Source organism: Photobacterium sp. Alg240-V54, from assembly GCF_900537155.1.
Classification (GTDB): domain Bacteria; phylum Pseudomonadota; class Gammaproteobacteria; order Enterobacterales; family Vibrionaceae; genus Photobacterium.
In genome coordinates this window covers 18,336-42,405 of the sequence record NZ_UNRL01000006.1, presented here as the reverse complement: position 1 = coordinate 42,405, position 24,070 = coordinate 18,336, and the positions used below count along the sequence as shown (strand labels likewise).

At 43.1% G+C, this 24,070-nt stretch carries 21 protein-coding genes and 14 tRNA genes; 8 read left to right on the top strand and 27 right to left on the bottom strand.

Features of this window, described 5'->3' with window-relative positions:
- Nucleotides 1-10: 10 nt before the first annotated feature.
- A complete protein-coding gene (locus tag G6R09_RS14765) occupies nt 11-619 on the bottom strand; it encodes a TetR/AcrR family transcriptional regulator (protein ID WP_065168077.1) in 609 nt (202 codons plus the stop codon).
- A gap of 220 nt (nt 620-839) precedes the next feature.
- On the opposite strand from G6R09_RS14765, the gene hpt reads away from it, so the two are divergent.
- Nucleotides 840-1,373 carry a hypoxanthine phosphoribosyltransferase gene (gene hpt, locus G6R09_RS14760; RefSeq protein ID WP_060998262.1) on the top strand — a complete coding sequence of 178 codons (534 nt, stop codon included), beginning with the start codon at nt 840-842 and terminating at the stop codon, nt 1,371-1,373.
- A 46-nt stretch (nt 1,374-1,419) separates the two neighbouring features.
- Here the strand turns inward: hpt and can are convergent, their stop codons facing one another.
- Nucleotides 1,420-2,103, bottom strand: coding sequence for a carbonate dehydratase (gene can, locus G6R09_RS14755; protein ID WP_065168078.1), 684 nt, complete (start codon nt 2,101-2,103; stop codon nt 1,420-1,422).
- A 118-nt stretch (nt 2,104-2,221) separates the two neighbouring features.
- On the opposite strand from can, the gene G6R09_RS14750 reads away from it, so the two are divergent.
- Nucleotides 2,222-3,136, top strand: coding sequence for an ABC transporter ATP-binding protein (locus G6R09_RS14750; protein WP_065168079.1), 915 nt, complete (start codon nt 2,222-2,224; stop codon nt 3,134-3,136).
- A 19-nt stretch (nt 3,137-3,155) separates the two neighbouring features.
- Nucleotides 3,156-3,926 (top strand): ABC transporter permease, encoded by a 771-nt coding sequence (locus G6R09_RS14745; protein WP_065168080.1) that lies wholly within the window; start codon nt 3,156-3,158, stop codon nt 3,924-3,926.
- Nucleotides 3,927-4,008: 82 nt separating this feature from the next.
- On the opposite strand, the gene panC is transcribed toward G6R09_RS14745, so the two are convergent.
- The 7 genes from panC to sfsA form a co-directional block, all read right to left on the bottom strand.
- The gene (gene panC, locus G6R09_RS14740) at nt 4,009-4,902 is read right to left on the bottom strand and encodes a pantoate--beta-alanine ligase (protein WP_065168081.1); all 894 of its coding nucleotides are present in this window, start codon (nt 4,900-4,902) and stop codon (nt 4,009-4,011) included.
- Between the two features lie 10 nt (nt 4,903-4,912).
- A complete protein-coding gene (panB, locus tag G6R09_RS14735) occupies nt 4,913-5,707 on the bottom strand; it encodes a 3-methyl-2-oxobutanoate hydroxymethyltransferase (RefSeq protein WP_065168082.1) in 795 nt (264 codons plus the stop codon).
- A gap of 24 nt (nt 5,708-5,731) precedes the next feature.
- A complete protein-coding gene (gene folK / locus G6R09_RS14730) occupies nt 5,732-6,217 on the bottom strand; it encodes a 2-amino-4-hydroxy-6-hydroxymethyldihydropteridine diphosphokinase (protein WP_065168083.1) in 486 nt (161 codons plus the stop codon).
- Complete coding sequence (gene pcnB, locus G6R09_RS14725) at nt 6,214-7,647, bottom strand: polynucleotide adenylyltransferase PcnB (RefSeq protein WP_082955727.1); 1,434 nt, start codon at nt 7,645-7,647, stop codon at nt 6,214-6,216. The genes folK and pcnB overlap by 4 nt, the downstream gene beginning before the upstream one ends.
- 54 nt (nt 7,648-7,701) lie before the next feature.
- On the bottom strand, nt 7,702-8,586 hold the full coding sequence (gene gluQRS, locus G6R09_RS14720; protein WP_065168084.1) for a tRNA glutamyl-Q(34) synthetase GluQRS: 885 nt from the start codon (nt 8,584-8,586) through the stop codon (nt 7,702-7,704).
- Nucleotides 8,587-8,907: 321 nt separating this feature from the next.
- Nucleotides 8,908-9,357, bottom strand: coding sequence for an RNA polymerase-binding protein DksA (gene dksA / locus G6R09_RS14715; RefSeq protein ID WP_036793256.1), 450 nt, complete (start codon nt 9,355-9,357; stop codon nt 8,908-8,910).
- 129 nt (nt 9,358-9,486) lie between these two features.
- Nucleotides 9,487-10,200: a DNA/RNA nuclease SfsA gene (gene sfsA / locus G6R09_RS14710; RefSeq protein ID WP_065168085.1), complete on the bottom strand. Its 714-nt coding sequence runs from the start codon at nt 10,198-10,200 to the stop codon at nt 9,487-9,489.
- Between the two features lie 91 nt (nt 10,201-10,291).
- On the opposite strand from sfsA, the gene hrpB reads away from it, so the two are divergent.
- Both hrpB and mrcB read left to right on the top strand, forming a co-directional pair.
- Nucleotides 10,292-12,784, top strand: coding sequence for an ATP-dependent helicase HrpB (hrpB, locus tag G6R09_RS14705; protein ID WP_163923259.1), 2,493 nt, complete (start codon nt 10,292-10,294; stop codon nt 12,782-12,784).
- Nucleotides 12,785-12,914: 130 nt separating this feature from the next.
- Nucleotides 12,915-15,338, top strand: a complete 2,424-nt coding sequence (mrcB, locus tag G6R09_RS14700) for a penicillin-binding protein 1B (protein WP_065168087.1) — start codon at nt 12,915-12,917, stop codon at nt 15,336-15,338.
- Between the two features lie 226 nt (nt 15,339-15,564).
- Here mrcB and G6R09_RS14695 read toward each other — a convergent pair.
- From G6R09_RS14695 to mutY, 17 genes are all read right to left on the bottom strand, one after another.
- Nucleotides 15,565-15,640: transfer RNA gene (locus tag G6R09_RS14695), tRNA-Thr, on the bottom strand.
- Nucleotides 15,641-15,686: 46 nt separating this feature from the next.
- Nucleotides 15,687-15,762, bottom strand: a tRNA-Phe gene (locus G6R09_RS14690).
- Nucleotides 15,763-15,820: 58 nt separating this feature from the next.
- A tRNA-Thr gene (locus tag G6R09_RS14685) sits at nt 15,821-15,896 on the bottom strand.
- A gap of 48 nt (nt 15,897-15,944) precedes the next feature.
- Nucleotides 15,945-16,020, bottom strand: a tRNA-Asn gene (locus G6R09_RS14680).
- Nucleotides 16,021-16,066: 46 nt separating this feature from the next.
- Nucleotides 16,067-16,142: transfer RNA gene (locus G6R09_RS14675), tRNA-Phe, on the bottom strand.
- A 54-nt stretch (nt 16,143-16,196) separates the two neighbouring features.
- A tRNA-Thr gene (locus tag G6R09_RS14670) sits at nt 16,197-16,272 on the bottom strand.
- A gap of 48 nt (nt 16,273-16,320) precedes the next feature.
- A tRNA-Asn gene (locus G6R09_RS14665) sits at nt 16,321-16,396 on the bottom strand.
- Between the two features lie 45 nt (nt 16,397-16,441).
- Nucleotides 16,442-16,517 (bottom strand) — tRNA-Phe (locus G6R09_RS14660).
- Nucleotides 16,518-17,022: 505 nt separating this feature from the next.
- Nucleotides 17,023-17,112 (bottom strand) — tRNA-Ser (locus tag G6R09_RS14655).
- Nucleotides 17,113-17,168: 56 nt separating this feature from the next.
- Nucleotides 17,169-17,244 (bottom strand) — tRNA-Asn (locus G6R09_RS14650).
- Nucleotides 17,245-17,290: 46 nt separating this feature from the next.
- A tRNA-Phe gene (locus G6R09_RS14645) sits at nt 17,291-17,366 on the bottom strand.
- 55 nt (nt 17,367-17,421) lie between these two features.
- Nucleotides 17,422-17,497, bottom strand: a tRNA-Thr gene (locus G6R09_RS14640).
- Between the two features lie 48 nt (nt 17,498-17,545).
- Nucleotides 17,546-17,621: transfer RNA gene (locus G6R09_RS14635), tRNA-Asn, on the bottom strand.
- A 45-nt stretch (nt 17,622-17,666) separates the two neighbouring features.
- A tRNA-Phe gene (locus G6R09_RS14630) sits at nt 17,667-17,742 on the bottom strand.
- Between the two features lie 169 nt (nt 17,743-17,911).
- Complete coding sequence (locus G6R09_RS14625; protein WP_061000737.1) at nt 17,912-18,184, bottom strand: oxidative damage protection protein; 273 nt, start codon at nt 18,182-18,184, stop codon at nt 17,912-17,914.
- Between the two features lie 196 nt (nt 18,185-18,380).
- Nucleotides 18,381-19,142, bottom strand: a complete 762-nt coding sequence (locus G6R09_RS14620) for a 5'-methylthioadenosine/adenosylhomocysteine nucleosidase (RefSeq protein WP_163923257.1) — start codon at nt 19,140-19,142, stop codon at nt 18,381-18,383.
- A 129-nt stretch (nt 19,143-19,271) separates the two neighbouring features.
- Entirely contained in the window at nt 19,272-20,321 is a 1,050-nt protein-coding gene (gene mutY, locus G6R09_RS14615) for an A/G-specific adenine glycosylase (protein ID WP_065177071.1), read from the bottom strand.
- 252 nt (nt 20,322-20,573) lie between these two features.
- On the opposite strand from mutY, the gene trmB reads away from it, so the two are divergent.
- From trmB to G6R09_RS14600, 3 genes are all read left to right on the top strand, one after another.
- Nucleotides 20,574-21,311: a tRNA (guanosine(46)-N7)-methyltransferase TrmB gene (trmB, locus tag G6R09_RS14610; RefSeq protein WP_061000740.1), complete on the top strand. Its 738-nt coding sequence runs from the start codon at nt 20,574-20,576 to the stop codon at nt 21,309-21,311.
- Between the two features lie 104 nt (nt 21,312-21,415).
- Nucleotides 21,416-22,336 (top strand): glutaminase B, encoded by a 921-nt coding sequence (glsB, locus tag G6R09_RS14605; RefSeq protein ID WP_065168382.1) that lies wholly within the window; start codon nt 21,416-21,418, stop codon nt 22,334-22,336.
- 52 nt (nt 22,337-22,388) lie between these two features.
- Nucleotides 22,389-22,787, top strand: a complete 399-nt coding sequence (locus tag G6R09_RS14600; RefSeq protein ID WP_163923255.1) for a DUF2884 family protein — start codon at nt 22,389-22,391, stop codon at nt 22,785-22,787.
- A 120-nt stretch (nt 22,788-22,907) separates the two neighbouring features.
- Here the strand turns inward: G6R09_RS14600 and hemW are convergent, their stop codons facing one another.
- Nucleotides 22,908-24,068, bottom strand: a complete 1,161-nt coding sequence (hemW, locus tag G6R09_RS14595) for a radical SAM family heme chaperone HemW (RefSeq protein ID WP_163923252.1) — start codon at nt 24,066-24,068, stop codon at nt 22,908-22,910.
- Nucleotides 24,069-24,070: the final 2 nt, after the last annotated feature.

Here is a 24,070-nt window from a genome sequence, read left to right as displayed (position 1 = left end):
TGCTATTAACTTAGTTTTTTTGGGTTAACACTTGCAGATAAATTTGTGCTTGTTCACGTAAAATATCTTGATCAGGATGCTGGTTAGCCTGCATGTAAATCACATAACACATGCCATGGAGCATTTTAGCTAAGTTATCAGGGGTTTGATTTGAAGTAATTTCATCATTATCAATTGCTTGAGTAAATACTTGCTGTACTTGCTTAAGATTTTTTTGGTTACTTTCGATAAATTGTGGCCACACATCTTCGCGAACGGATGTACTCCATTCAAACCACACTTTGATCCAATCTTGTTGTTCTAATACCGCATCAATTAAATTATTGCTGATACAGGTTAAGCGCGCATGTAAGGTTTTATTTGGCGCACCAATACATTCTGTTAGTAAATCATTAAATTGAGTCGCAACTTCCATTAATACTTGTTCAACTAATTCCTCTCGAGTCGGAAAGTAATTAAACACAGTTGCAACCGAGACATTAGCCATTTCTGCAATATCAGCGTGACCTGCGCGGCCAATACCACGCCGAGAAAAAACTTCAATTGAATAATCAAGTAACTGTTGTTTGCGCTTTTCTGGTGATAAGCGCGTGCGTGGTTTTTTAGTAATCGTATCCATAATTATTAACTCCCTAGCCGTATTTATAATAATGATGTTTATTTTTTATACATAAACCCTACAGCAGCAACTAAGTGTATTCAAACTGAACTATCAATAAGTGTTTCGAATTTTGGACACTATTGATTAAATAACGCTTAAGATGAATGAATGCTACAATAATGACCTTTGGAATATATCGCCGTAGTCGAGTAACGCAGCCGCGTTGATGGAGAATAAAATGAAGCACACTATTGAAGTAATGATTTCTGAGCAGGATGTTCAGGAACGCATCAAAGAGCTAGGAAAGCAGATCACCGAGCATTATAAAGACTCTACAGATTTAGTTATGGTCGGCTTACTGCGTGGCTCGTTTGTCTTTATGGCAGATTTAGCACGTGCGATTGAGATCCCTCATGAAGTTGATTTCATGACAGCATCAAGCTACGGCAATACTATGCACAGTAGCCGTGATGTTCGTATTCTAAAAGATTTGGATGACGACATTAAAGGTAAAGATGTGTTGTTGGTTGAAGACATTATCGATACTGGTAATACGCTAAGTAAAGTGTGTGAAATTCTATCGCTACGTGAACCTAAATCAATCAGTATCTGTACGCTATTAGATAAGCCAGAACGTCGTGAAGTGGATGTGAAGGTTGATTGGTACGGCTTTATTATTCCGGATGAGTTTGTGGTTGGTGTGGGTATCGATTACGCACAAAAATACCGTCATTTACCGTTTATTGGTAAAGTTATTCCAGACGCAGAATAACAATCAAAAAAGCGACCCCTAATGGTGGTCGCTTTTTTTATGGCTGCTATTTATTGTTTTCTAGCTGCTGTAATTGTTGCTCAAGCGGTGGCAATAATGATGACATTGCTGCTTGATAAGCGATTTCAAGTCCTTCACGACTGGTAGCAGTAACGCCAAGATCTTTTAAAATGCCATTGCTGGTACCATAAATCCACCCGTGAATTTTAACTTCTTGGCCACGCTCCCATGCTTGTTGCATGATAGTTGAATTACCAAGATGGTAAACTTGTGATGCGACGTTAATCTCACATAATTTATCATCCCACTTTTCACGTGGTAGGCTACCAAGGTCTGAGCGATGTTTAAGATACAGATCGCGAATGTGTAATAACCAATTATTGATAAGACCAAGTGGTGGATTTTCGATTGCCGCAGTCACACCACCACAGCCATAGTGGCCACAAATGATGATATGTTTAACCTTCAGTACGTCAACAGCATACTGAACCACTGATAAACAGTTTAAGTCGGTATGAATAACTTGGTTGGCCACATTACGGTGTACAAACAATTCACCAGAGGTTAAGCCGGTAAGGCGTTCTGCTGGCACACGACTGTCAGAACAGCCGATCCAAAGGTATTGAGGATGTTGTGCTTCTGCGAGGTGAGAGAAAAACTCTGGATCTTCATCCTTAATGTTCTCTGACCACGAGAGGTTGTTTGCGAAGAGCTGCTTTATATCTGCCATGATAATACCTTATATTAATATGTTCCTTACTATACACAAGCTGCGCTGATAGCAAATCGGATTAGTTGTTAGCGTTTTGTCACTAGCCTATAAATATTTAACAGAAAGATTGCATATAATGAATGCTTTAGAAATAAAAAATGTAAGTAAAACTTACAAAGGCGGCGTCAAGGCGCTGAAAAATATGAGCCTTAATGTCGAGCAAGGCGATTTTTTTGCGTTGCTAGGCCCCAATGGTGCGGGTAAGTCGACCACTATCGGCATTATCAGCTCGTTAGTCAATAAAACCTCAGGCTCAGTCAGTATTTTTGGCTATGACCTTGATACGCAAAAAGTGGATGCTAAAAATCAACTTGGTTTAGTGCCGCAAGAATTTAACTTTAATCCATTTGAAACCGTAGAACAGATTGTAGTTAATCAAGCCGGATTTTATGGGGTGGAACGCCCACTGGCAAAACAGCGAGCTGAAAAATATTTAACCCAATTAGATTTGTGGGGTAAACGTCATGATCGTGCTCGTAATCTTTCTGGTGGTATGAAACGGCGTCTAATGATTGCACGCGCATTAATGCATGAACCCAAGTTATTGATCTTAGATGAGCCAACCGCTGGAGTTGATATTGAATTACGGCGTTCGATGTGGACATTTTTACAGCGTATAAATCAAGAAGGGGTGACCATTATTTTGACCACCCATTACCTTGAAGAAGCTGAAATGCTATGTCGTAATATTGGTATTATTAATCATGGTGAGTTGGTTGAGCATACGTCGATGAAGGCGTTATTGAGTCAATTGGAATTAGAAACGTTTATTTTAGATATTGATGCCACAGCAGTAACACCGACGCTGGATATTGGTTCATGTCGCTTAATTGATAGCACGACTTTAGAAGTCGATCTTAACAAAGGCGATGACTTAAACCGTGTCTTTAGTGCGCTGACAGCCCAAGGGGTGATGGTGCGTTCAATGCGAAATAAAAGTAATCGTTTAGAAGAATTGTTTGTTAATTTAGTCAACAAAGATCAAGCATAGGCGTGGTGGATAATCATAAATGAAAAGACAATATTGGGTTGCATTCAAAAGCTTAATTACGAAAGAAATCCACCGTTTTACACGGATCTGGGTGCAAACATTAGTTCCACCTGCGATCACCATGACGCTGTATTTTATTATCTTTGGTAATTTGATTGGTAAGCGTATTGGGGATATGGAAGGCTTTAGTTACATGGAATACATTGTGCCGGGATTGATCATGATGTCGGTGATCACTAACTCTTATTCCAATGTTGCTTCCTCCTTTTTTAGTGCCAAATTTCAACATAATATCGAAGAGCTATTAGTCGCGCCGGTGCCGAACTATATTATTATTGCGGGCTATGTCGGCGGTGGTGTATTACGTGGCTTAGGGGTTGGTTTTATCGTGTCGGTAGTATCACTGCTGTTTGTATCGCTCAATATTGCTCATTTAGGGATAATTGTTGCGACGGTAGTAATGACCTCGATTGTGTTCTCACTGGGTGGACTGATTAACGCAATTTTTGCGCGGACTTTTGATGATATTAGTATTATTCCAACCTTTGTTCTAACCCCTTTAACCTACTTGGGGGGCGTGTTTTATTCGATTAATTTGCTGCCAGAAGTGTGGCAAATAGTATCGAAGGTTAACCCGATTGTGTATATGGTTAATGCCTTCCGTTATGGTTTTCTCGGGGTGTCTGATGTCGGTATTGGGACATCATTTGCGGTATTAAGTGTGTTTGTTATTGCGCTTTATAGCGTGGCTTATTATTTGATTTCGCGAGGTATTGGTTTGCGTTCATAAGCGTTATTCCAATAACAACAGTTAAAAAAATACCGCGCGTTAATGGCTAACGAGCGGTATTTTTTTAGTCGACGTTTAGCAATTAATTAGCTTCAGCGACATCTTCTTCAACCGTTACAGCAGGAGATAAATCTACCACTTGGTTGTCAATTAAACGTGCTTTACCTAATTGGGCTGACATCAGAATAACCGCTTGTTGAGTGGTGTCAGTAATCGGTAACAAAGTCACTGCATCACGAATAAAGCTTTTATCAGGTTGCAGACCGGCGGCACGTAATTGATCGTTAGCATCAACAATTAATTCGTCATAGTCACTACGACCACCACGCATTTGGCTGCTGATCCAACGCATTGTACGGGCTAAAACTGGCGCACGTTGGCGTTCATCAACGGTTAGATTACCATTGCGTGAACTCATGGCTAAGCCATCCATTTCGCGTACCGTTGGCACACCAACAATCTTAATATCCATCGCTAAATCAATCACCATTTGACGAATAAGCGCCAATTGTTGGTAATCTTTTTCGCCAAAACAGGCGACATCAGGTTGAACGATATTAAACAGTTTATTGACGATGGTTGCTACGCCACGAAAGTGACCTGGACGCAATTCACCTTCTAACATCGTCGATAATCCTGGCACGTCGATGAAGGTTTGATTGTTAAGGCCAGCTGGATACATGATTTCTGGGGTTGGAGTAAAGACTACATCCACCATATTTTGTTGTTGTAATTTAGCAATATCTTGTTCAAGAGTACGAGGATAATTGGTTAAATCTTCCGCTTTCTCAAACTGCATTGGGTTAACAAAAATACTCGCAACAACAACATCGGCATGCTTACGGGCTTTACGCATTAACGTAAGATGACCTTCATGCAAGTTGCCCATCGTTGGAACAAAGGCAATTCGACGACCGGCGCGGCGCCACGTCGTAATCTGCTCTCTTAGTTGGGCAATCTCGGCGAATGTTTGCATCTCTTATTCCTTATTCAAAGGTATGTTGAGACCCTGGAAATGCACCAGACTCAACATCTTCAATGTATTTAGTAACCGCAGCACGCATATCGCCTGTTTCTGCAAGGAAGTTCTTAGAGAACTTCGGCATATAGTTTGCAGAAATACCAAACATGTCGTGCATAACCAGTATTTGGCCATCAGTCGCATTACCCGCACCGATACCAATTACAGGCACATCCACCGCCTTGGTAATACGTTCAGCAAGGCTTGCTGGAACACATTCCAATACGATGATTTGGGCACCAGCTTGAGCGAGAGTAATGGCGTCATTTACCATGGTCTCAGCTTGATCCAAATTGCGGCCTTGAACTTTATAACCGCCAAAAATATTGACAGATTGAGGGGTTAAACCAAGATGGGCACAGACAGGTACTGCACGTTGTGTCAGGGTTGAAATAGTTTCAGCAACCCAAGCGCCACCTTCGATTTTTACCATGTTAGCCCCGGCACGCATTAGTTTTGCGGCATTTTCACACGCTTGTGCTGGGGTTGCGAAGGTCATGAATGGCATGTCAGCCATTAGCAGCGAATTAGGGCTGCCTGCACGAACGCTACGGGTATGGTAGGCGATGTCATCAATGGTTACGGGTAGGGTGTCATTGCGGCCTTGGAGAACCATGCCTAATGAATCGCCTACTAACATAACCGGCATATTCTGTTGCTCAAATAATTGGGCAAAACTGGCGTCATATGCTGTTACTGATGCAAACTTGCGACCTTCTTGCTTCCATTTTAGGAGATCGTTGATAGTGATTTTTTTCATAGCTTGTTCCTCGCCCTGATGAATTTATGCTTGCCAAATAGCTAAGCCATTACGGTTAACCTGAGTCAATAACGTGCGTAAAGAAGTGTGATCAGGTAAAACTAAATCAGGGTTAATTTCGGCCAGTGGATACAGTACGAACTCCCGTACCTTCATTCCATAGTGCGGCACAGTAAGGCGCTCGCACTGGTGTTGCAGATCACCATATAAAATAATATCGAGATCTAACGTCCTTGGACCCCAGCGTTCATCTTTGCGAACACGTCCTTGTTCAAGCTCTATCGCTTGAGTCTGGTTAAGTAACTCAAGCGGAGCTAATACGGTATCAATAGCGACAACCGCATTAATATAATCAGGTTGGTTTTGTGGTCCCATCGGAGTACTGCTGTACAACGAGGACACACTAACCACCTGACTATGTGGTAAGTGGTGCAGTGCTTCAATGGCTGTTTTAGCTTGGGCGACGGGATCGCCCAAGTTACTACCAATAGCTATATAAGCACGGATCATGATTTAACTTGTGGCTTTTTACGACGTGGTTGCTGTGGGCGACGACGACGTGGGCGGCGACTACCACCATCATTAATATGAGTTACCATTTGGCCGCGTTGGTTATAATCGGCGTTTTGGAACTCACTCCACCATTGCGCTAGCTCTTTGATGTCACTGCCTTCAAACAAACTACGCATTTCAAGGAAATCATAAGCTGCACGGAATTTAGGGTGTTCCATGGTCTTAAATGCGCGTTTGCCACTGCGACGACTAAAGCGTAGTTGTTGCTGCCAAATGTCACGTACCGTAGTGGTATGGCGGCGTGGAATCGCAATCGAACGTACTTGTTCATCAAGAATGTCGTTACTAGCAACCATAAAGGCATCATAGAATGATAAACCACTGGCAAAAGAGACTTCTTCAGCGCGGATCATCATTGGATACCACAACATTGCGGCATAGATAAAGGCTGGATTTACTCGCTTATCTTCAGCAATACGTTTATCGGTCGAGGCCAGAATGTGCTCGATCATTTTTTCAGTTTTGCTGCTGTTATTCTCGGTAAAGTGATCCGATAGGATCGGGAATAACTGCTGGAATAAATTGTATTCACGCAGCATACGGTAGGTTTCTAAACCTTGACCTGATTGCAGTAGTTTAAGGCTTTCTTCAAACAGACGTGCTGCTGGAATATCTTGCATCAATGTCGCTAGTTCGCGAATTGGTGCTGCCGTTACTGGCTCAATATCCATATCAAGTTTAACCGCAAAGCGAACTGCACGTAGCATACGTACTGGATCTTCGCGGTAACGGGTTTCTGGATCACCCATTAAGCGCACAACGCGATTATTTAGATCTTCAATGCCTTGAGCATAGTCGGTAACGGTGAAATCTTTGACACTGTAGTACAAAGCATTAATGGTAAAGTCACGACGTTCTGCATCTTCTTCGATGGTGCCGTAAACATTATCACGTAATAGCATCCCTTCTTCACTGCGAGAAGAAATTTGCGGTTTTTGCTTATTGTCTTTCGGGGCTACAACTTGTGCGGGGGCATCAGAATGGTGGCCACGGAAAGTCGCAACTTCGATAATGTCACGCCCAAAAAGAATGTGCGCTAGACGGAAACGGCGGCCGATTAAACGACAGTTACGAAACAGTTTTTTGATTTCTTCGGGGGTTGCATTGGTCGCAATATCGAAGTCTTTAGGCTGTTTGTGGAGCAATAAATCGCGGACGCCGCCACCAACAAGGTAAGCGTCGTAACCGGCTTTGTTTAGACGATATAGTACTTTCAGCGCATTTTCGCTGATATCTTTTCGTGAAATGCCGTGCTCTGGGCGTTGGTAAACTTGCAAAGTTTGTTCCTCTGGAACGCGAGTACTACTGTCGCGATTCAATACTTTACGGCAAAAGCTGGCTACTCGATTAAAGATAATACACCCCATATTGTGCACTTGGTTCAACAAACAGCCGTGTATGATATATCACGGCAGACTATTTTAGAATGCTAGTGTGATAGCAGTTGTCTTTGGTAGCTGTTTGAGCTGCCAATGAGTGATGCCCCACTGTAATATTTGTTCTACGCTTTCAGTGACAAGCTCTGTCGGTGGCGAAAAGCCTAAAAAGCATAGCGCTGCCATTAATGCAGGCCGAGGATTAAGTTTATCAATCGCTGGCGCATGATTTTGTTTCGACAATTTATTACCATTGTCGGTAATGGCAAGCGGTAAGTGCAAATAACGAACTTCAGGGTGCCCGAGTTGATGGTAAAGACCAATTTGACGCCCAGTAGGCTCAATGAGATCTGCACCACGAACAACTTCAGTGATCCCTTGCTCGATATCATCTAGCACTACAGCAAGATTATAAGCAAATAAACCATCGCGGCGATGAATAATAAAATCTTCATTCGCTAATGCTAATGGCAACTCGATACGACCATGTAACAGGTCATCGAAATGGGTTATTGGTGTGTCTACTTGTAATCGAACCGCACCATTACTGTGCCGTTGATTGAGGGTACGACAGGTACCAGGGTAAAAGCCGCCCGCTTGTTTAATGTCTTTTCGACTACACTGACAATAGTAAGCATTACCCTGAGCTAACCAAGCGTCAATTTGAGCGTGATAGGCATCATGGCGTAAACTCTGATACATGATATCGCCATCCCACATGAAGCCAAACGCTTCTAGTGTACGCAGAATATCATCAGCAGCCCCAAGCATTTCGCGAGGTGGATCAAGATCTTCGATCCTAACGATCCATTTTCCTTGCTGAGATTTTGCTTGTAGGTAGCTACCAAGAGCAGCAATTAACGATCCGAAATGCAATGGCCCTGAGGGCGATGGTGCAAAGCGACCGACATATTGATTTGTGTTAGTCATACATTAATAAACGGTTATAAAATCCAAGTTGTTTATTATTGAACTTGGTACGGCAGCGTAAATGTCGCCCAGAGTCAGGGGTAGATATAACAAAATATATTCCCTCCAAACTGAATAATGCTCTCTAAAATGAGAACACTATTCAGTTTGGTGCCTATTGATCTATAACGCGAGATTATGACTAAACAGGCAGAGCTCGTGCGACATCGGTAAGTAAATAACCATTGGGTTAGTTACTGCGTGTTATTTTGAGCGCTAGTGTAAACGAAAGAGGGAGCTTACGCTCCCTCTAAAATTAGCTTAACCTGATAAAGGCGTAAATTAGCCAGCCATTTGCTTTTCTTTGATCTCTGCAAGTGTTTTACAGTCGATGCAAAGATCAGCGGTTGGACGAGCTTCAAGACGGCGAATACCAATCTCAACACCACAAGAGTCGCAGAAGCCGAAATCATCTTCTTCGATACGCTTAAGTGTCTTGTCAATTTTCTTGATCAGTTTTCGTTCGCGGTCACGGTTACGAAGTTCAAGGCTGAACTCTTCTTCTTGTGCGGCGCGATCCACTGGATCGGGGAAGTTAGCGGCTTCATCTTGCATGTGGTTTACAGTGCGATCAACTTCAACGCGAAGCTGGTTACGCCATGCTGATAGAATTTTATGGAAATGCTCTAATTGAGCTTCGCCCATGTATTCTTCGCCAGCTTTTTCCTGATAAGGTTCAACCCCAGCAATAGCCAGGATGCCTAGTGATTTTTTAACGTTGGTCTCTGGCATATAGCATCTCCTAATGTACCTAATAACCGTCACTGGTTAATTTTGGGCGGTATCTATACCAGAAAGGTTACGATGTGGCAATTACTGTATAACTTCAATTCTACGTCAATGTGAAGAAAACGGCATTTTTTATGTCAAATGCTGAAATTGTATACAGTCGGTAAGATTTATTTCGGTTGCGTTAATGGTGGCCCGATAGCAAATTATTTCGACACCAGCGGTGAGAGCTTGTTGTAATAATTGGGCATATTCAGCATCAATATGCTGTGCAACATCAACCTTTTTGATACCAGTATGTAACACTGCAAAAAACAGTATAGCGCGTGAGCCCAATTGTGCCATTTGCGTCAGTTCGCGTAGATGTTTCTGACCACGAGTTGTAACGGCATCAGGAAAGTAACCTTGGCCATTATTCGCTAATAAGGTCACGCTTTTTACTTCAATATAGCAGGCTGGGCGGGTTTGTGATTCAAGTAATAGATCGATACGGCTATTTTCAGTGCCATATTTCACTTCGGTTCGTAGCTGATCATAACCGCTGAGCTCTGGTATGCGTTGCTGTTCAATCGCTTCTTTAACAAGGTGATTGGCTTGAACGGTATTAACGCAAATCCAATCATTAGCTGCAGTGTGTGCCAGTTGCCAACTATTAGGATATTTACGCTTTTTATTATCAGAGGTTGAATACCATACCGTGGTGCCGGGATCAGCACAGCCAGTCATTGCTCCAGTGTTAGCACAGTGAATCGTTCTAATCTCACCATCATCTAAAGTGATATCAGCTAAAAAACGTTTGTAGCGTTGAATTAAAGTGGCAGCTTGTAGTGGTGGGTCAAACTTCATTATCGCCTCGTGCATCGATTATTATTTTTAGTTGCGGGGTGGCTTTCGTTACAATGTGATTTCGTTTTGATCATGACATAAGGTGGCACCATTGTCACAACTCCCAATTGATGAGGTTTTAGCAACCTTATTTAGCGCGTTAACTCACCATACTCAAGTGATTTTAAAAGCACCACCGGGAGCGGGTAAATCAACGCGGTTGCCGTTGGCGCTATTAGATAAAACCGTTATTCAAGGACGGATCATCATGCTTGAACCGCGACGGTTAGCGGCAAGGAATATTGCCGGCTATCTGGCGCAGCAATTGGGTGAACGTGTCGGACAAACCGTTGGCTTACGAGTGCGAGGTGAAACTAAAGTCAGTGCGCAAACACGGCTAGAGATTGTCACCGAAGGTGTGATGACGCGCATGTTGCAGCACGATCCTGAACTCGCAGGCGTTGGGCTGATTATTTTTGATGAATTTCATGAACGCAGTATTCATGCCGATACCGCGCTGGCGTTAGCGATTGAAGTACAACAAGCACTACGAGACGATCTGCAGTTATTGGTGATGTCTGCCACCCTAGATCAAACCGCGTTGGCACAACTGTTGCCAGAGGCCTATTATGTCGAATCTCAAGGGCGTTGCTTTCCGGTTGAGTATCGCTATCAAGCAGTGAATGATCCGCGCGATATGGTTGAGCAAATGGCGGTCGCGATTAATCAGTTGTTAACCACAGAATCAGGTTCGGTATTAGTTTTTTTACCCGGCGTCGGTGAAATTAAACGCTTGGCACAAACATTAGCCACGCGTTTAACGCCAGCCAATAGCAAGATCAATATTTGTCCCTTGTATGGTCAATTACCGATTGAGCAACAGCAACAAGCGATTAATCCAGCGCCTGCTGGGCAGCGCAAAGTGGTACTGGCAACCAATATTGCTGAAACCAGCTTAACCATTGAAGGGATTCGACTGGTGGTGGATAGCGGCTTAGAGCGCATCGCACAGTGGGATCCTAAAACCGGAATCAGCCGCTTGCAGCAAGTACGCATAGCGCAATCCTCAGCTGAACAACGCGCAGGGCGTGCTGGCCGTTTGGAAGCGGGTATGTGTTTGCGAATGTACAGCGAAGAGTCACTTCAACGCCAACCTGCAACGCCGCAACCAGAAATCTTACGCAGTGATTTAACCGCACTGGCGCTGGATCTGATCCAGTGGGGGTGTCATGATCCACAAGATTTGCAGTGGTTAGATCTACCGCCAGCACTTGCTTTACAGCAGTCGCGGCAGTTATTACAGCAACTCGGTGCAATTGATGAACGTGGTCAACAAACGCCACGTGGTCAAGTGATGCAAACCTTAGGTGTTGATCCGCGTCATGGCGCGATGCTCGCGTTTGCAAAACAAATAGCACACCAACAAGCTGATACCACTATTTTGACCACCGCGGCGATGCTGGTGGCATTACTAGAAGATCCGCCTCGTGGTATGGATAATCCAGATTTAGCGTTTCAGCTGCATTTACTTGAAACTAAAAAACTGGCGAAAAGTCATGCTTATATTCAGCGTGCTCAACAACATCTGGCGACTTTAGGTGCTGCTAAACATAGTGAATTAAAGGTCAATAACGATTGGGCAGCGATAGTATTAGCGGTGGGTTTTCCAGATCGAATCGCGCAATCTCGTGCAGATGATGGCCGCTATCAATTAGCCAATGGCCAAGGGGTAATGCTTGAGAGCAGCCAAGGATTAGCGAGTCAGTCTTTGTTAGTGGTGGCTGATGTGGTTAAAACTCGCCAAGGTGATAGTCGAATCTTCTCGGCGATCAGTGCTGATTTAAACGGGCTACAACACGCATTGCCGAAGTTATTTAATCAATGTGAGTGGCTTGATTGGGACGATAAAAAGGGCCGTTTAAGTGCCGAGCATCGTACCTATTGCGGCAAGTTAATTGTTGCACGCAGTCTTGCAGCCACTCCCGATGCGACCTTAGCGAGTGCAGCATTGTTAAATGCAGTTAAGCGTAAAGGCTTGGCGGTATTAAATTGGACTCCAGCTGCGACACTGCTGCTGACGCGTGGTCGCTGTGGATGTGAATGGCTACCTGAGGTTGATTTTCCGCCATTGGATGAGGCAAGTTTATTAGCTAATGCTGAACAATGGTTATTGCCATATCTTAATGGAATTACTACCTTAAAAGGGCTGCAAAAAGTTAACCTGGTTGCAGCATTAGAGGCTTATCTCGGTTGGAATAAAAAACAACAGCTTGATCAATTGTTGCCAACCCATTATCAGGTACCAACAGGTTCAAAAATTACCATTCGTTATCAAGCCCAACAACAACCGGTATTAGCGGTTAAGTTACAGGAAATGTTTGGAGAGCCAACCACACCGACAATCGCTAACGGTAAAGTTGCTTTGGTATTAGAGCTATTATCACCGGCGCAACGACCGTTACAGATCACGCAAGACTTAGCTGGTTTTTGGCAAGGATCGTATAAAGATGTCCAGAAAGAGATGAAGGGCCGTTATCCAAAGCATCCTTGGCCTGACGATCCTGCGAATCATTGTCCAACCCGCAAAATCAAAAAATACCTTTAGCGATGCTAAACAAGTTCGATACCTGTATATATAATCAGTTATAGTTGCTAAGATCTTAATACTGAATCATAACAGCAGAGCTCAATCATGGACTCTGCTTACATACAGGAATAACGGTAGTTGATGCATTATGAGTAAGTCACCACAGCCCCCTAAACCACAGCAGAAGAAACCTGCCGCTGCACGAAAAAAGGCCGCTGTAAAACCAACTGCTAAAAAACAGCCTGCAAAAAAAGCAGCACCGAAAAAAGCCACATCTAAAAAAACAGCCTCTAAAAAATTCGCTGGATCGCATCCATGGTTACGCAAGCTTGGCAGTTTAGGGTTAAAAATGACCTTAGTAGGTGTGGCTATTTTACTCGTGATCGGTATTTATTTAGATACTGTGGTGCGTAATAAAATGGATGGCCCAATTTGGGATTTACCCTCCGTCGTCTATGGCCGAGTCTTAACCTTACATCCAGGCCAAGCGCTGACGATCAGTGATGTGCGACGAGAGTTAGATGTACTGCAATATCATAAAGTGCGTAGTCCGCGAAAAATGGGGGAGTATTCTGCTTCTTCAACTCGAATTGAATTAATTCGACGTCCATTTAAGTTTGTTGATGGTTCGCAACCGCAACAGCATGTGATGCTAACGTTTACCGGCGCTAAACTGGCTTCGATCGTTGATGTCACCACAAACCGACCATTAAAAACCCTTAGAATTGAACCTAAATTACTCGGTATGCTAGGGCTATCGGGCAATGAACAACGCATTTTTATGGCGCGGGATCAATTTCCTCCGCTGCTGATTGATGCGCTGTTAACCACCGAAGATCGTGATTTTTATGAGCATGATGGTGTATCGCCATTAGCGATTCTGCGAGCGATGGTGGTCAACCTTAAAGCGGGTCATACCGTGCAAGGTGGTAGTACCCTTACGCAACAATTGGCGAAAAATTTATTCTTAAGTCGTGAACGTAGCTTGTGGCGTAAAGTCCGTGAAGCCTATATCGCGGTGATTATTGATCACCGTTACAGTAAAGATCGCGTACTTGAAGCGTATTTAAATGAAATTTACCTTGGTCAAAATGGCGCCAAAGAAATACATGGTTTTCCATTGGCGGCACGATTCTATTTTGGACGCCCATTAGAAGAGCTACGGGTAGATCAATTGGCAATGCTGGTTGGAATGGTGAAAGGTCCATCGCAATTTAACCCTTGGCGTCATCCAGAGCGAACCCTTAAACGCCGTGACTTAGTATTATCACTATTAGCTAAAAATGATTACCTAACTGAAGCTCAATATGAACAGGCATTTTCTGAACCATTAGGGGTACAAAAAACCGCTAAAATAGCCAGTCGTCAACCCGCGTATTTTCAGCAGTTGCAGCGTGAGTTACAACTAGACGTTGGTGATATCTATAAATCAGGTAAAGGACTGCGGATTTTCAGTACCCTTGATCCGTTGTCTCAGCAAGCAGCTGAAAAAACCATTGCAACCATGGTGCCACGGCTAAATAAAAAAGCCGGAGTTAAAGTCGAGACAGCGATGGTGGTGGTTGATCGACAAGATGGTGCAGTGCGCGCGCTTATTGGTGGTAGTCGTCCCGGCTATGCTGGTTTTAATCGCGCTCTTGATGCTCGTCGTCAAATTGGCTCATTGGCAAAGCCGGCAGTGTATTTGGCCGCTTTGAGTCAGCCGCAAAAGTTTAGTTTAGCCACTACCCTTAATGATCAGGCGATTGTATTAAAGGGCAGTAAAGGAACGTCATGGCGACCAAGAAACTATGATCGTAAGTTTCGTGGTCAAGTACCACTCTATTATGCATTGGCATATTCATTAAATGTGCCAACAGTGAACTTAGGCTTAAAGGTTGGGCTTAATACGGTAATTAACACCATTGCTAAGTTAGGGGTTAACCGTGATCAAGTTCCCCGCTTACCTTCAATATTATTAGGCGCATTTAGCTTGTCACCGTTTGAAGTGGCGCAAATGTTCCAGAGTATTACTAATCATGGCCGTAAAGCGCCGTTGTATAGCCTTGATGCGGTAGTTGATAGTCAGGGGCGGGTGCTATACCAACATCACGCTCAGATTGAACAAGTCGTGCCAGAGCAAGCTGCTTGGTTAACGACCTATGATATGAAAAGAGTGGTTAGCCAAGGAACAGCGCGTTTTCTACAAACGAAATTTAGTTCAGCTAAATTAGCCGGTAAAACAGGTACTACCGATAATAATCGTGATAGTTGGTTTGCTGGTGCTGATGGACGCGAAGTTGGCGTGGTGTGGGTTGGGCGTGACGATAACACGCCTGTACGTTTGACGGGCTCTAGCGGCGCGCTACGGGTTTATGCTGATTATCTTGCTCGTCGCCAACCATTACCATTAAATATCGGCTGGCCGCCTTATATCACCACGGTTAAGTATCAACGCACAGCTAATGGCAGTTTGCGGTTTGACTGTAACGGCAACGTTGCCTTACCTGCGTGGGATAAAAATGGGGATTTAAAGGCTAAGTGTCAGGACAATCAGCCCGCAACGTGGATCAAGCATATGTTTGCGGGTTAGTAGAAGCTAGGTAACAGCAGGGACGAGTATTCGCGGGGCGAGGAAGAGCAGAAGCTAGGTAATGGCAGGGACGAGTAAGGGCTGTAGCAAGATTATTATTGACAATGATGTTGCAGGTGCTGAAAATTTCGAACCCTCGAACCCTCGAACCCTCGAACCCTCGAACCCTCGAACCCTTTTCTTCAGACGAAAAAAAAGCCTCATCAAAGATGAGGCTTTCAAAAGATGGTGCCGACTACCGGAGTCGAACTGGTGACCTACTGATTACAAGTCAGTTGCTCTACCTACTGAGCTAAGTCGGCACACTAAATTCTTTTTAAATAATGAGCTGACTCATTATCTTTAATATGGTGCCTCGAGGCGGAATCGAACCACCGACACGAGGATTTTCAATCCTCTGCTCTACCGACTGAGCTATCGAGGCAGAAGTAGTGATGGTTAAGTCTCTACTTTTGCATTTCTTACCGAAGTAAGAGAATAAATGGTGCCGACTACCGGAGTCGAACTGGTGACCTACTGATTACAAGTCAGTTGCTCTACCTACTGAGCTAAGTCGGCACATAAATTCTGTAATCTCTTCGCTCTATTGAGCTAAGAAATAAATAGTGGCTCCCTCTACTGGACTTGAACCAGTGACATACGGATTAACAGTCCGGCGTTCTACCAACTGAACTAAGAGGGAATTAACTTTTACTATTTAACACGATAAATCGTATCAAATTTTAATATGGTGCCTCGAGGCGGAATCGAACCACCGACACGAGGATTTTCAATCCTCTGCTCTACCGACTGAGCTATCGAGGCAAACACAGCAATTAAATTGCTATTTTGCATTTCTTACCGAAGTAAGAGAATAAATGGTGCCGACTACCGGAGTCGAACTGGTGACCTACTGATTACAAGTCAGTTGCTCTACCTACTGAGCTAAGTCGGCACATAAATTCTGTAATCTCTCCGCTCTATTGAGCCAAGAAATAAATAGTGGCTCCCTCTACTGGACTTGAACCAGTGACATACGGATTAACAGTCCGGCGTTCTACCAACTGAACTAAGAGGGAACAGATTTTGTCGTTGCTTGGCACCAAACTTCAAAAGAGAAGAAATGGTGCCTCGAGGCGGAATCGAACCACCGACACGAGGATTTTCAATCCTCTGCTCTACCGACTGAGCTATCGAGGCAACGGAGCGCATTAAAAAGGTTTTTGAGCTTTTCGTCAATGGTTTTTTTTCAAATAGTTATCAACATTATCTTTTTTACTCTGATTGCTGTTATTTTGCGCTTAATTGTTGGGTTTTTCGGTGTTTGTCAGTCACAGTGGAAGATGCTAATTATGTGGTAAAAGCGTTAAGAAAAAGTATTTGATAAAAAGTAGTGGTGGCATACAAGTCTAATTTATCGTCATTCCCGACAGTGAATGCCCGCGAGGGCGATAGGGAATCTACTATTCGCGAGTTGTAGATTGATTATTTTAGCTGATGTCTTTTAGGCTCAATAACGCTGTGAATAGATCACGGAGAATAGGCAGTGATAGACGGATTAGCTGTCCGCCAAGCTTCTCATAAAGTGTCGCCAACTGAACGAAGATAGAATTATCGTGATGGTATAAAAACCTGATCAATGCAGTTTTGTTTTGCCAAAATCGAGACGAAAAAAAACCTTGTCTTTCGACAAGGTTTTCTTGTTTGGCTCCCTCTACTGGACTTGAACCAGTGACATACGAATTAGCAGTCCGCCAAGCTTCTCATAAAGTGTCGCCAACTGAACTAAGAGGGGATTTCACCAATCGACAGACGAAAAAAAACCTTGTCTTTCGACAAGGTTTTCTTGTTTGGCTCCCTCTACTGGACTTGAACCAGTGACATACGGATTAACAGTCCGGCGTTCTACCAACTGAACTAAGAGGGAATTAACTTTTACTATTTAACACGATAAATCGTATCAAATTTTAATATGGTGCCTCGAGGCGGAATCGAACCACCGACACGAGGATTTTCAATCCTCTGCTCTACCGACTGAGCTATCGAGGCAAACACAGCAATTAAATTGCTATTTTTGCATTTCTTACCGAAGTAAGAGAATAAATGGTGCCGACTACCGGAGTCGAACTGGTGACCTACTGATTACAAGTCAGTTGCTCTACCTACTGAGCTAAGTCGGCACATAAATTCTGTAATCTCTYCGCTCTATTGAGCYAAGAAATAAATAGTGGCTCCCTCTACTGGACTTGAACCAGTGACATACGGATTAACAGTCCGGCGTTCTACCAACTGAACTAAGAGGGAACAGATTTTGTCGTTGCTTGGCACCAAACTTCAAAAGAGAAGAAATGGTGCCTCGAGGCGGAATCGAACCACCGACACGAGGATTTTCAATCCTCTGCTCTACCGACTGAGCTATCGAGGCAACGGGGCGCTATTAAAAGGGTTTTGAGCCTTTTCGTCAACCCTTTTTTTAATAAAAAATGATTATTATGTTTGAGTGTTGGCTTTTTGTTCGTTGTGGCGTGATTTTTTACTTTTTTTAATGTTTTCCGCCGTTTGAGTCTCGGCGGAATATCTCTTTGATCTCAATATTATTTTGTTGGTGGGGTATAACCATCAATCACCACATCTTTACCTTCAAACAAAAAATTAACCATTTCTGTCTCAAGTAATTGGCGATGTTCAACATTCATCATATTGAGTTTTTTTTCATTAATCAGCATGGTTTGTTTTGCTTGCCACTGTGCCCATGCTTGTTTTGAAATACTATCAAAAATACGCTGGCCAAGTTCACCTGGGTACAATTGAAAATCTAGACCTTCAGCATCTTGTTGGAGATGGACACAAAAAACAGTACGGCTCATGGAATATTCCTTATGTATGTATCATTAAATCACAGCGAGAAGGGCTGTATTTATAATTGCGGTAATTTTTATAACTGCAGTGTTGTTTATAACAGCAGTATTATAGCAATAGTTATACCAGACTCGACCAGTAGCGGCTAGGGTCGAGGCTGGAATAACAACCGTGTCATTAATGTGGGTTACATGCTGAGCTGGGTTAGTGGCTAGCTAGCATTGCTAGGGTGATCGCCACCGAATTATCAGCCGTTATTTGCTTTAATTTAGGGTAGTCAAAGTGTGCTGAGCCATCGGCTTTGTCTGAAATAGTACGAATAACAACAAATGGTTTATTAAACATAAAGGCAACTTGTGCTACTGCTGCGCCTTCCATTTCAATTGCCATTGCATTGAATTCATTATGAATAAAGTTCACTTTTTGTTTATCAGCAATGAACTGATCGCCGGTTGCAATAACGCCTTGAAAAACCTTTTTGTTATCAAGAACCTGTTGCGCTGCGGCAAAAGCTTGCGCGGTTAATTGCGGATCCGCATAAAAGTAACGATCATCAAATCCGTCCATATGACCTGGTTTATTGCCAAAAACAGTTAAATCAACATCATGTTGTACCAATGCGGTTGATACCACCACATCAGTAGGTGATAGTTCCGCTGCTGCCGCGCCTGCAATACCGGTAAAGATTAATTTATCGACCTTAAATTCACGTATTAAGGTTGTGGTGGTAACGGCGGCATTGACTTTACCGACGCCCGAGCGAGTAACAACAACCGAGTGGTTACCGATTTTGCCTTGATAATACTGATGTTGACCAATCGTAACGGTGTGCTTGTTTTTAATATGAGGCAGTAAATTGGTAATTTCAGCATCCATTGCGCCAACAATGGCAATCGTTTGCTTTGCAGAGGCGCAAAAAGAACAACTAGCGAGTACAGCAGCAAATAAATAAGTGAATTTTTTCATAATATCAGTGAGTTTATTTGTAGGTTAATAAGGCCGCGATAGTAACTAGTTACATTTTAAAATGACATCACAAATCGGGTTTTGTGAGCATAAAAATGTAACTAGTGATAAATGTATTTATAACTACAACTATAGGTATAACAATCCATCAAGGATCTTTTGTACCGGTGCTGCTAAACCAATTTTGGCAGGATCATAGAGATCATACCATTGCCCTTGGCGCTGATGGATCACATCAGGAAGAGTGTTTAAAGTGAATAATACTGGCACAATATCAAGGTGGTAATGGCTGAATGTGTGTCTAAATGCGATTAACTGTTGCTGACTGGCAATCATGGTTTGCGGCTGGCCTAGTTGTTGCAACAAAAGATCAGTGAGATCGTCGCTATCATGCTGTGGAAAGCACCATAAGCCGCCCCAAATACCCACTTGAGGACGTTGCTCAAGCCATACTTTGTCGCCATAACGTAAAATGGCAAACCAAGTTTGTTTTTCTGGCATCACTTTTTTGGGTTTCTTGCCCGGAAATTCACTTTGTCGTTGTTGTGCTTTGGCAATGCATTGCGCTTCAATAGGGCACAAATCGCATTTAGGTTTGCTACGAGTACAAATCATAGCGCCCATATCCATCATTGCTTGGTTGTAGCGCTCAACACCAATCGCAGGGGTATTTTCAATCGCTATCTTCCACAACGCATTTTCAACCGTTTTTTTGCCCGGCCAACCTTCGATGGCATAACAACGCGCTAAAGTACGCTTAACATTGCCATCTAAAATAGGATGATGCTGTTTTAACGATAGTGATAACACTGCGCCTGCGGTTGAACGGCCAATACCCGGCAGGGCTTCAACTTCCTCAATGGTGGTCGGAAATTCACCATTATGCTCAGTGACAATTAATTGAGCCGCTTTGTGAAGGTTACGTGCGCGAGCGTAATAGCCCAACCCGGTCCATAAATGTAACACTTCATCTTGCTCGGCTGCGGCAAGATCTGCCACGCTAGGGAAGCGCGCCATAAAACGTTCAAAGTAAGGGATCACTGTGGCAACTTGAGTTTGCTGCAACATGATCTCTGATAACCATACTTTATAAGGGGTTTTTTGGTGTTGCCACGGTAGGGTTTTACGGCCGAATTTATCATACCAAGCTAAAATAGCGTCGGAAAAAGCAGTACTCACAATGGGCTCACTTTACTAAATAGACATAATAAAAATGTCATGTTGGGCTTTATTATCGAATGAAGTTGCGGAAAGTTGGAGTCCGTGGGGACGATCCCTTATACTGCAACTCATTAATGTAATGGCGTCTATAATGACGTTATTGACTAAGATTGCATCATAAACTGGCGATTATCACAATTGATAGACTTGAATTGAGTCTATAACTTTGGATAATGCCGTTCCGTTTCTTTTTTTGTTTGGATAGTTAGCATGAGCGAAGTTTCAAAAAAGTCAGGTGACGTAACCCTGACTGAATTTACCGATGAAGGCAAAATGGTTCGTAAGATCCGTAGTTTTGTTCGTCGTGAAGGCCGTTTAACCAAGGGCCAAGAAAATGCGATGGAAAAAAACTGGCCAGCTATGGGTATTGATTTCGCCACTGAAATGCTGGACTGGACACAAGTCTTTAACCGCGAAGCGCCAGTTGTATTAGAAATCGGTTTTGGCATGGGTGCATCATTGGTTGAAATGGCACAAGCGGCGCCAGAGAAAAACTTCGTTGGTATCGAAGTTCACACTCCAGGTGTTGGTCACTGTTTAATGGGCGCTGAAGCGGCCAACTTAACCAACTTGCGCGTAATGTGCCATGACGGTGTTGAAGTATTTGAACACATGATCCCTGATGGCAGCCTTGATATGGTGCAGTTGTTCTTCCCTGACCCATGGCATAAAGCGCGTCACCATAAGCGCCGTATCGTTCAGCCTGAATTTGCTGAGATGCTACGTAAAAAGCTTAAAATTGGTGGTATTTTCCATATGGCAACAGACTGGGAAAACTACGCAGAGCACATGGTAGAAGTAATGGATGCAGCGCCAGGCTATAAAAATACTGCTACAGATGGTGCTTACATTGCACGTCCAGAAGATCGTCCTTTAACCAAGTTTGAAGCACGCGGTCATCGCCTAGGTCATGGCGTATGGGACATGAAGTATATGCGTACTGAATAATTGCAGACATTGCAGTGACTATCGATTAGGGTAGCAGCTGTTATTGCGTTATTTATTTAGAAAGCCAACTTTTGTTGGCTTTTTTGTTATTGGAGATGAAGTAAATGAAGCCAACAGAGACCTTACTAAAAGGCATTTTAGATGAAGTTAGACCTTTGATTGGTCAAGGAAAAGTGGCTGACTATATTCCTGCGTTAGCGGAAGTTCCTGCGAGTAAATTAGGCATCGCGGTGTGTTATAACGATGGTGAAATTATTCAAGCAGGTGATAGCCAAGAAAGTTTTTCTATTCAATCGATCTCCAAAGTTTTAGCGTTAACACTGGCAATGTCACTCTATGAGCCAGAAGAATTATGGGCGCGAGTTGGTAAAGAGCCCTCAGGTCAGGCGTTTAATTCGATGATTCAGCTCGAGTTAGAAAATGGTATTCCGCGTAATCCGTTTATTAACCCAGGTGCGATTGTTATCTCTGACATGCTTTATAGCCGCCTCTGTGCGCCGCAGTATCGAATGTTGGAATTAGTGCGTGAATTATCCTGCAATCCACACATTGTATACGACAAAGTTGTAGCTAATTCAGAGATGCAACACAGTGATCGTAATGCTTCAATTGCTTATTTAATGCGTTCATTTGGCAACTTTAATAATGAAGTAATGCCAGTGCTAAATAACTATTTTAGTTATTGTGCTTTAAAGATGAGTTGTGTTGATTTAGCACGAACATTTTCTTATTTAGCAAATAAAGGTCAGCCTTTAGGTGCAAAAACGCCAATTATTAGCCAAACTCAAAGTAAGCATATAAATGCATTGCTTGCGACATGTGGTTTATATGATGGTGCTGGAGAATTTGCTTATCGGGTCGGAATGCCGGGTAAATCAGGTGTTGGTGGCGGTATTGTTGCCATTGTGCCTGGAGAGATGACTATTGCAGTATGGTCGCCAGAGCTAGATCCATCAGGTAACTCATTAGTGGGCACTGCGGTATTAGAAAAGCTTTCAGAACGGATTGGACGTTCTATTTTTTAATGGGTAAATGCAGCGGCTAGGTGCAGCTACCCACTTTAAGAAGGGAAGTTGCATGAGATTAAAAATAATCATGAGTACAATTGGTAGTAGTGGTTTGATGTTGCTATTTAGCTCAACCCTTATCGCTGGCGAGTGCGAGCCACAATGGCACAATAGTGTCAGTATCAGCGATGATAAACTGACGCTATCACAATCTAAGCAAACCTTTGTGATCAAAGATGATGGTCAGTTATATTTTGATATTCACAAAGTTAAACTCGACCCAGACCAAACGCAGTTATTAGTGCAATATTACCAAACCATTAATAATGATCTGCCTTATTTGCTGTCGCATGGGCAGCATGTAAATACCAAAGTGTGTCAGTTTGTCAATCTACGCATGCAACAAGAGCGCCAAATAAGACAACATATTCCCGCGCTGAAAAGCTGGGAAAGCGTTAATTTATTATAACGTTACACTTGATAATAACGCTCATAAAAAAGCGAGAGACAAGAGGTTAAATGGTTAAATAACCGTTAACGACCAGCCCTCGCTTTTTTGTTGGTAGCATCATTTAGCACTTAGATTATGCTAACCATCATCTTCAACAAATGCAGCCAGCAAATCATTTAAAAATAATTTACCGTGTTCAGTGATCTGCCATTGATCGCCATTATCTTGTAAATAATTTTGTTCAAGCGCCCAATCGATATTGGCAGCAATGGTTGTTAACGGTAAGCCAGTACGATCGATAAAGTCTTGCTTTGGACAGGCTTCTAATAATCGAAACCGGTTCATGAAAAACTCAAACGGTCGTTCACTGTCAGCCACTGCCACTTGTTCACTCAAATAAGGCTTATCCGCTTGTAAATATCCACGTGGATGTTTGACTTTCACCGTACGCACAATACGGCTATCATCAAAGCTGATCTTGCCATGGGCGCCACAGCCTATGCCTAAGTAATCGCCAAAGCGCCAATAATTAAGATTATGTTGGCATTGCTTATTAGGCTTACTGTAGCCAGAGATTTCATATTGCTGATAACCAGCCGCAGTTAATAACGCATGTCCTTGCTCAAAAATATCCCATAAGTCATCGTCATCAGGCAATGTTGGTGGTTTTGAGTAATACAGAGTATTGGGTTCAATCGTTAGCTGATACCAAGATAAGTGCGGTGGATCAAGTGCGATCGCTTGCTTGAGATCACTGATCGCATCAGCAATAGATTGATCAGGTAAGCCATGCATCAGATCGGTATTAAAACTGTTTAATCCCGCTGACTTTGCCAGTTCAATTGCTTTAATTGCTTCATCGCGGCCATGGATACGGCCTAAACGCTGGAGCTTGTCGTTTTGAAAACTTTGAATGCCAATTGAAATTCGGTTTACACCTGCTTGGCGGTAGCCTTCAAAACGTCCTGCTTCCACTGTGCCTGGATTGGCTTCCATAGTGATTTCAATATTGTCACTAAAAGGAATGCGAGCTTCAATGGCGCGCAGTAGACGACCAATTTCAGCTGGCGAGAGCAAACTAGGCGTACCACCACCAATAAAAATTGAATGCAGTGGTCGCTGACTGTTAACTAATTGGTAGGCCATTAGATCGGTTTCAAGATCATCAATTAACGCATCAATATAATCAAGTTCTGGCAATTCAGTTTTTAGCGCGTGCGAATTAAAATCACAATAGGGGCACTTTTGAACACACCAAGGAATGTGAACATATAAGCTGAGTGGTGGAGGAACAAGCATGA

Excerpts from the sequence above, each read along its gene's own strand:
- G6R09_RS14765 (WP_065168077.1), bottom strand. The coding sequence starts at position 619 with ATGGATACGATTACTAAAAAACCACGCACGCGCTTATCACCAGAAAAG.
- hpt (WP_060998262.1), top strand. The coding sequence starts at position 840 with ATGAAGCACACTATTGAAGTAATGATTTCTGAGCAGGATGTTCAGGAA.
- can (WP_065168078.1), bottom strand. The coding sequence starts at position 2,103 with ATGGCAGATATAAAGCAGCTCTTCGCAAACAACCTCTCGTGGTCAGAG.
- G6R09_RS14750 (WP_065168079.1), top strand. The coding sequence starts at position 2,222 with ATGAATGCTTTAGAAATAAAAAATGTAAGTAAAACTTACAAAGGCGGC.
- G6R09_RS14745 (WP_065168080.1), top strand. The coding sequence starts at position 3,156 with ATGAAAAGACAATATTGGGTTGCATTCAAAAGCTTAATTACGAAAGAA.
- panC (WP_065168081.1), bottom strand. The coding sequence starts at position 4,902 with ATGCAAACATTCGCCGAGATTGCCCAACTAAGAGAGCAGATTACGACG.
- panB (WP_065168082.1), bottom strand. The coding sequence starts at position 5,707 with ATGAAAAAAATCACTATCAACGATCTCCTAAAATGGAAGCAAGAAGGT.
- folK (WP_065168083.1), bottom strand. The coding sequence starts at position 6,217 with ATGATCCGTGCTTATATAGCTATTGGTAGTAACTTGGGCGATCCCGTC.
- pcnB (WP_082955727.1), bottom strand. The coding sequence starts at position 7,647 with ATGGGGTGTATTATCTTTAATCGAGTAGCCAGCTTTTGCCGTAAAGTA.
- gluQRS (WP_065168084.1), bottom strand. The coding sequence starts at position 8,586 with ATGACTAACACAAATCAATATGTCGGTCGCTTTGCACCATCGCCCTCA.
- dksA (WP_036793256.1), bottom strand. The coding sequence starts at position 9,357 with ATGCCAGAGACCAACGTTAAAAAATCACTAGGCATCCTGGCTATTGCT.
- sfsA (WP_065168085.1), bottom strand. The coding sequence starts at position 10,200 with ATGAAGTTTGACCCACCACTACAAGCTGCCACTTTAATTCAACGCTAC.
- mrcB (WP_065168087.1), top strand. The coding sequence starts at position 12,915 with ATGAGTAAGTCACCACAGCCCCCTAAACCACAGCAGAAGAAACCTGCC.
- G6R09_RS14625 (WP_061000737.1), bottom strand. The coding sequence starts at position 18,184 with ATGAGCCGTACTGTTTTTTGTGTCCATCTCCAACAAGATGCTGAAGGT.
- G6R09_RS14620 (WP_163923257.1), bottom strand. The coding sequence starts at position 19,142 with ATGAAAAAATTCACTTATTTATTTGCTGCTGTACTCGCTAGTTGTTCT.
- trmB (WP_061000740.1), top strand. The coding sequence starts at position 20,574 with ATGAGCGAAGTTTCAAAAAAGTCAGGTGACGTAACCCTGACTGAATTT.
- glsB (WP_065168382.1), top strand. The coding sequence starts at position 21,416 with ATGAAGCCAACAGAGACCTTACTAAAAGGCATTTTAGATGAAGTTAGA.
- G6R09_RS14600 (WP_163923255.1), top strand. The coding sequence starts at position 22,389 with ATGAGATTAAAAATAATCATGAGTACAATTGGTAGTAGTGGTTTGATG.
- hemW (WP_163923252.1), bottom strand. The coding sequence starts at position 24,068 with ATGCTTGTTCCTCCACCACTCAGCTTATATGTTCACATTCCTTGGTGT.